The 2,641-nt window shown below is 70.0% G+C and carries 3 protein-coding genes and 1 pseudogene; 2 read left to right on the top strand and 2 right to left on the bottom strand.

What is annotated here, in order from left to right; genetic code table 11:
• On the top strand, positions 1-694 hold a 694-nt coding region (locus tag FAF44_RS52805; protein WP_237111056.1), incomplete at its 5' end, for an NAD(P)H-binding protein.
• A 92-nt stretch (positions 695-786) separates the two neighbouring features.
• On the opposite strand, the gene FAF44_RS52800 is transcribed toward FAF44_RS52805, so the two are convergent.
• Positions 787-1,758 (bottom strand): oxidoreductase, encoded by a 972-nt coding sequence (locus tag FAF44_RS52800; protein ID WP_237111057.1) that lies wholly within the window; start codon positions 1,756-1,758, stop codon positions 787-789.
• A gap of 55 nt (positions 1,759-1,813) precedes the next feature.
• On the opposite strand from FAF44_RS52800, the gene FAF44_RS52795 reads away from it, so the two are divergent.
• Positions 1,814-2,290, top strand: coding sequence for a MerR family transcriptional regulator (locus FAF44_RS52795; RefSeq protein WP_237111055.1), 477 nt, complete (start codon positions 1,814-1,816; stop codon positions 2,288-2,290).
• A 68-nt stretch (positions 2,291-2,358) separates the two neighbouring features.
• Here FAF44_RS52795 and FAF44_RS52790 read toward each other — a convergent pair.
• Positions 2,359-2,641, bottom strand: a pseudogene (locus FAF44_RS52790) (RNA polymerase subunit sigma-24); the annotation flags it as partial.

The following is a 2,641-nucleotide window of genomic DNA, read 5'->3' as shown; positions in this document are numbered from 1 at the left end:
GGCCGTGTTCGTCCACCCGCGCGCCATGGGGCAGAACCCCGACCCGAGCCTCGTCCGTCAGTCCACCGGCGAACTGCTCCGCCTCGCCCGGGACGCCGGAGTGTCCAAGGCGGTGGTGATGTCGGCCCTGAACGTCGACCACCCGCTCGACCAGCAGCCTTCCCGGTTGCGCGGCGAATACAACAAGGAGGTGGAAGCCGCGACCGAGGAATCCGGCCTGCCGTGGACGGCGATCCGGCCCGGCTGGTTCGCCACCAACGCGATCTCCTCCTGGGGCGCGCAGATCCGCCACGGCGACGTCGTGCGCAGCGCCTACGGCGACGCCGCGTGGGCCCCCCTGCACGAGCGCGACATCGCCGCCGTGGCGGCGCACGCCCTGCTGCATGACGACCTGATCGGCCGGAAACCCGTCCTCACCGGACCAGAGGTCATGACCCAGGGCGAGATGATCGACGTCATCGGCAAAGCCATCGGCCGGCCGCTGCGCTTCGAAGAGGTCCCGCACGAGGCCGCCCGCGAGGCCATGGCCAGAGGAGGGCTCCCGGTACCCCTCATCGACGCCTTCCTCACGCTGCAGGCCGCCTCCTACCTCCAGGCGGGACTGATCTCCGACGCGACCGAGAACATCCTCGGCCGCCCCGGACTCACCTTCTCGCAGTGGGCCACCGAGCGGGCCGCCGCGTTCGCCGCCTGACCTGCCGCACCGTGACAGGCGCCAGCTCCCGGCGAGCCGGCGCGGCCCCGGCGTAACCGGGGTCGTCGGTGCTCCATGAGCACGAACGCACCTCAGCGAGCCATCGGGGTCGCGCCGGTGGCCGCGACGGACAGTTCCCAGAGCCGGGCAGCGGAGTCGGTGTCGACGGCGTATGCGCGGACGCCACCCTCATCCACCGACTCGCCGGGGGTGGCGATGCGCGCGACGTCGCAGTCCTCCAGGTAGAGCCCGCCGCGGCCATCGAGCAACGACGAGGTGGCCGCCCAGAGGCCGGTGGCAGCGCCTTGCGACGCGGTCTTGAAGTCGGGGCCGATCACCTTGCCGTCCTGGTCCACCCATCCGCGTTCGACCTGCTCCTGGAGCGTCATCTCGCGCTGAAGGCCCGTTATGATCTTGCCTGGATGCAACGCGAACGCCCGGATGCCGTCCCGGCTCCCGAGGGCGTCGAGCCCGATCGCGAACAGCACATTGGCGGTCTTGGCCTGACCGTAGGCCAGCCACTTGTCGTAGCCGGTGCGGAAATGCGGGTCGTGCCAACGGATGTCGGTCAGGGAGTGCCCGGCCGAGCTGTTGACGATGACGCGCGCACCGTCAGCGGCCGTCAGCAGCGAGGACAGCTCGCCGGCCAGTGTGAAGTGTCCGAAGTGGTTGACGGCGAGCTGGCTTTCCCAGCCCGGTCCGACGTAACGCGCGGGTGTGGCCATCACTCCGGCGACGGCCATGAGGAGATCCAGCCGGTCGATGACCTCGCGGATCCGCGCCGCGGCGGCGCGCACGCCGGCCAGGTCCGCCAGATCCATGGGGATCACGTCGCAGCCATGGACGTCCCGCAGAGCCACGCGGGCCACCTCGGGTCGGCGCGCCGGGACGATGACGTGAGCGCCGGCGGCCACCAGGCCCCGGGTGGTTTCCAGCCCGAGGCCGGAGTAGCCACCGGTCACGACGGCGGTCCTGCCGGAAAGATCGATGCCGGCCATGACGTCCTCGACGGTGCTGGCGGCGGAGAAGGGCGAGCCGAGCGACCGCTGATCAGTTGTGGTCATATCGAGGACGCTAGAAGTTAGAGCGAGGTCTAGGTCAACCCGTATGCTGAGCGGCATGGTGACTGCCGAGTCGCAGGAGATGCCGCTGAGCATCGGTGAAGTGTCCCAGCGGACCGGGCTGAGCCCCCATGCCCTGCGTCTCTACGAGCGCGAGGGTTTGCTGGTCGGGACCATCCAGCGCACCGCCAGCGGCCGAAGGCGCTACGGCGCGGCCGATGTCGACTGGCTGCTGATCTGCGTCAAGCTCCGCCGGTCCGGCATGCCGCTGGCCGATCTCAAGCGGTTCGCGGAGCTGGTGCGGCGCGGTCCGGGCAACGAGACCGAACGCCTGCAACTCCTCGATTCCCACCAGCGACGGGTCGAGGCACAGATCCAGGCGCTGGAGGACTGCCGCTCCCTCATCGCCTGGAAGGTCGGCGTCTACGCCGAGCACCTCGCCAGGGGCGAGGCGGATGGGCTGTGGGATCCGACTGTCCCATCGTCGGCTCCGGCCGATCGTCAAGCGCCGATGCGGCCCAGGCCGAACCCGTGAGAGGGTCGCCGTCTGTGCCCAGCCGTCGCTGAACCGGCCGGCCCGGGTCGTTGGCGATCAGCGTCCGCTCAAGCATGACGTGGTTCCGTTTCTTCGGGCACGTGGGAGAGCTTGTCGGGATTGCTGACCACGTAGATGTCCCCGACGTGCTCTCCGTCCGTGGCGAGGTCCACGACCATCACGGCGTACGGCGAGTTCTCGGCGAAGACCACCGCGGACGGCTCTCCGTTGACGTCGCGGTACTGGATGCTCAGACCGCCCTCGACAGCCTCGGCGGCTCTGGCGACGAGCACCCTGGCGACGTTGTCGCGACCTTGGACGGGGCGTGGGCCGGCGGCTCTGGACTTGCCG

The organism is Nonomuraea sp. MG754425, assembly GCF_021699195.1.
GTDB lineage: Bacteria > Actinomycetota > Actinomycetes > Streptosporangiales > Streptosporangiaceae > Nonomuraea.
The sequence above is the reverse complement of the archived record's forward strand: the minus strand, read 5'-3'. Positions and strand labels throughout refer to the sequence as shown.

Coding starts and splice junctions, on each gene's coding strand:
- FAF44_RS52800 (WP_237111057.1), bottom strand. CDS start 1,758: ATGACCACAACTGATCAGCGGTCGCTCGGCTCGCCCTTCTCCGCCGCC.
- FAF44_RS52795 (WP_237111055.1), top strand. CDS start 1,814: ATGGTGACTGCCGAGTCGCAGGAGATGCCGCTGAGCATCGGTGAAGTG.